The sequence below is a fragment of the Amycolatopsis sp. NPDC003861 genome (assembly GCF_053605405.1).
Window position 1 is genome coordinate 1 of sequence record NZ_JBSGJD010000446.1, and the last position, 3841, is coordinate 3841.

Annotated in this window: 4 protein-coding genes; all 4 read left to right on the forward strand. The window is 68.1% G+C overall.

Annotated features, from left to right (window positions below; genetic code table 11):
• On the forward strand, positions 1-846 hold an 846-nt coding region (locus ACWEVN_RS47010), incomplete at its 5' end, for a lipoyl synthase (RefSeq protein ID WP_452055596.1).
• A gap of 44 nt (positions 847-890) precedes the next feature.
• A complete protein-coding gene (locus ACWEVN_RS47015) occupies positions 891-1538 on the forward strand; it encodes a DedA family protein (RefSeq protein ID WP_452055597.1) in 648 nt (215 codons plus the stop codon).
• A gap of 17 nt (positions 1539-1555) precedes the next feature.
• Positions 1556-2425, forward strand: a complete 870-nt coding sequence (locus tag ACWEVN_RS47020) for a patatin-like phospholipase family protein (RefSeq protein ID WP_449688178.1) — start codon at positions 1556-1558, stop codon at positions 2423-2425.
• Positions 2426-2528: 103 nt separating this feature from the next.
• On the forward strand, positions 2529-3740 hold the full coding sequence (locus ACWEVN_RS47025) for a L,D-transpeptidase (RefSeq protein ID WP_449688179.1): 1212 nt from the start codon (positions 2529-2531) through the stop codon (positions 3738-3740).
• The last annotated feature ends 101 nt before the right edge of the window (positions 3741-3841 follow it).

Genomic DNA, 3841 nt, shown 5'->3' on the forward strand with positions numbered 1-3841 from the left:
ACGGTGTGTGAGGAGGCCGGGTGTCCCAATATTTACGAGTGCTGGGAGGACCGGGAGGCGACGTTCCTGATCGGTGGCGATCAGTGCACCCGGCGTTGTGATTTCTGTCAGATCGACACCGGTAAGCCTGCTGCTCTGGATCGCACTGAGCCGCGGAAGGTTGCCGAGTCGGTGCAGGCCATGGGCTTGCGGTATTCGACGGTGACCGGTGTGGCGCGCGATGACCTGCCCGATGGTGGTGCCTGGCTCTACGCGGAGACCGTGCGGCAAATCCACGAGCTGAACCCGGGCACGGGTGTCGAGTTGCTGATTCCGGACTTCAACGCGGATCCCGTGCAGTTGGCGGAGGTTTTCGGGTCGCGGCCGGAGGTGTTGGCGCACAATGTGGAGACGGTGCCGCGGATTTTCAAGCGGATTCGTCCGGGTTTCCGTTATGCGCGGTCGTTGGAGGTCATCACGGCGGCGCGTGAGGCCGGTTTGGTGACGAAGTCGAATCTGATCCTCGGGATGGGTGAGACGCCGGATGAGGTGGCGCCGGCGATGCGGGACCTGGTGGATGCGGGCTGCGAGATTTTGACGATCACGCAGTATTTGCGTCCGTCGCCGCGGCATCACCCGGTGGATCGGTGGGTGAAGCCGGAGGAGTTCGTGGAGCACTCCCAGGCCGCCGAGGCGATGGGCTTTGCCGGTGTGATGGCCGGGCCGCTGGTGCGCTCGTCCTACCGCGCGGGACGCCTCTACGCCCAGACCAAGGCCCACCGCGGCGAGGTCCTGCCCGAAAACCTGCAGCACCTGGCGGCCGAAGGTCCCGCAGCCCAGGAAGCGGCATCGCTCCTGGCTCGGTGACGCACGTCACCCCACCATCCTTAAAGGATCGGTAAAGTGGGGTCATGGCCCTGGTTTCGGACCTCCTCAGCTGGCTGCAAGGACTCCCGGAACCGGGGCTCGTCGCCGCGACCGGCGGCCTGGTGTTCGCCGAGTGCACGATCGGGCTGGGTTTCCTGGCCCCCGGCGAATCCGGGCTGCTCATCGCCGCGACGACGGCGAACACCGTGCCCCGGTTCCTGGTCCTGTGGCTGGTCGTCACCCTCTGCGCGACGGCGGGGGACGCGCTCGGCTACGGCATCGGCCGCCGCTTCGGGCCGCGCCTGCGTGACACGAAGCTGATCCGCAAGTACGGCCTGGAGGCGTGGGACAAGGCCACCGGCGTCCTCGAACGCCGGGGCGCCTGGGCGGTGTTCTTCGCCCGGTTCCTGCCGGTGATCCGGACGCTGACCCCGGCCGCGGCCGGGACGTCCGGGCTGCCGTTCCGCAAGTTCCTGCCGGCCGCCGCCGCAGGCGCGTTCTGCTGGTCGCTGGTCCACATCAGCATCGGCGCGGCACTCGGTGAAGCCGCGAAGCGGATCGAAGGCGCGTTGAACACGGGCGGCCTGATCGTCGTCGGCGTGCTCGCCGCCGTTGCGGTGTTCTTCCTGCTGCGGCTGAAGAAGCGCAAGGCGCTCGCCACCCCCGAGCCGGAGCCCGAACGCGTGCCCTGAGTACTACATTCGGCGGTATGAGTCTCGCGGACCTTCCCCGGCCGATCGGTTTCGTCCTCGGCGGGGGCGGCAGCCTCGGCGCCATGCAGGTCGGCATGCTGCGCGCGCTGACCGAGGCCGGGCTGACGCCGGACGTCGTGACCGGGACGTCGGTCGGCTCCCTCAACGCCGCCGTGCTGGCCCGCTCCGGCACCGACGCGCTCGCCCGGCTGCACGACATCTGGGCGCACATGACGCGGGCCGAGGCGTTCCCGGGCGGCGTGCTGAGCCGCGTCCGGACGCTGACGCAGAGCAAGACGCACCTGTTCCCCAACACGGGCCTGGCCGGGATCATCGCCGACCACCTGGGCGCCGACACCCGTTTCGAGGACCTGGCGCTGCCGCTCGGCGTCGTCACCACGCAGGTCGACACGGCCGAGCCGTTGCTGATCCGCTCCGGGCGCCTGCTGGAGCCGCTGCTGGCGAGCTGCGCGATCCCGGGGATTTTCCCGCCGGTGGAGCACGACGGGCAGCTGCTGTACGACGGCGGGCTCGTCGCGAACGTGCCGATGCGGCAGGCCCTCGCCATGGGGGCGGCGTCGCTGGTGGTGCTGGACTGCGCGTTCCCCGGGAAACTGCCGGGCGCACCGCGGACGTTCGCCGAGGTGATGATGTTCACCGCGATGATCAGCATGCGGAACCAGGCCGTGCTGGAAGCGCCGCTGGCCGCGGCTTCGGTCCCGGTGGTCTACCTGCCGGGGCCGGCGCCGGTCCGGGTGAACCCCCTGGACTTCGGGCACACGGAAGCACTGGCGGACGAGGCGTACACGGCGGCGCGCGAGTACCTCGGCGCGCTTTCGGTGAACGGGCCGGGGCTGTACGGCGCACCGGGGCTCGTCATCACGTGATCCACGTCACGCCGATGCACCGATCCGCCGGCAAGAACGTCATCGCTATCGCGTAGTTTTGATGACGAATGCCCGCCGATCCCAATTCCCAAAAAGAGACAATATGCTCCCCAAGAAGATTTTACTTTCGGTGGCCGGAATCCTCGCCGGGGCACTGCTGCTTTCCGCTTGCTCGTCCGGTGACGACGGCGGTTCGCCCGCCGGCGGGGACCCGGCGTCGGGCTCCGCCGCGCCGTCCGACACGCCGGTCGCGGTGACGTTCGAGCCCGCGGGCGGCACGGCGGTGAACCCGGCGACGCCGATCGTCGTCAAGGCCGCCAACGGGAAACTGCTCGACGTCGCGGTGACCAACGCGGCCAAGGGGAAGGCGGTCGCCGGCAAGCTGGCGGCCGACGGGTCGAGCTGGACGTCCAGCGAGCCGCTCGGCTACGGCTCGACGTACAAGATCGTCGCGCACGCCCAGGGCAGCAACGGGAAGCCGATCGAGCAGGAAAACCAGATCACCACGCTGTCGCCGAAGAAGCAGGCGAACGCCAACCTGATCCCGGCGCCGTCCGCGGTGGCGAGCACGGGCGTGGGTGTCGGCCAGCCGATCGTGTTCAGCTTCGGCAAGATCGCGGTCAAGAACAAGGCGGCGGTCGAGAAGGCGCTGACGGTCGAGTCGACCCCGAAGCAGGACGGCGGCTGGTACTGGATCGACGACTCGAACGTCCACTACCGGCCGAAGGAGTATTGGAAGGCCGGCACGACGCTGAAGGTGACGGCGAAGATCTACGGCGTCGATTTCGGCGGCGGGGTGTTCGGCGCGGAAGATCGTACGGAAACGTACAAGGTGCACGATTCCTGGATCGCGAAGGCGGACGGGAACAGCGAGCAGATGCAGATCTTCCACAACGGCCAGATGGTGAAGTCCATGCCGATCTCGATGGGCAAGGACGCCACGCCGACCCATCTGGGCGCGCACGTGATTTCGGACAAGCAGGCCAATTACACGATGGATTCCTGCACGTACGGCGTCTGCCCGCCGGATCCGAAGGCGTACCGGTCCAATGAGAAGTGGTCGGAGCGCATTTCCAACGACGGCGAGTTCGTCCACGAGAACCCGAACAGCGTGAGCCAGCAGGGCAGCTCGAACGTGTCGCACGGGTGCATCAACCTGAACGACGCGAACGCCCAGTGGTTCTTCCAGAACATGGGCCTGGGCGACGTCGTGGAGGTCACCAACTCGGGCGGCCCCCAGCTCCCGGTCTGGGACCTGTACGGCGACTGGTCCAAGTCCTGGGCCGACTGGCAAGCCGGCTCCGCAATCAAGTAACCCACGTCTCGTCCGGGGGTCAGGATCTGCGCGGCAGGCCCCCCTCTGAAAACCCGCCCCCCCCACCAAAAAACCCAGACGGCCAGACAACAACCCCCGGG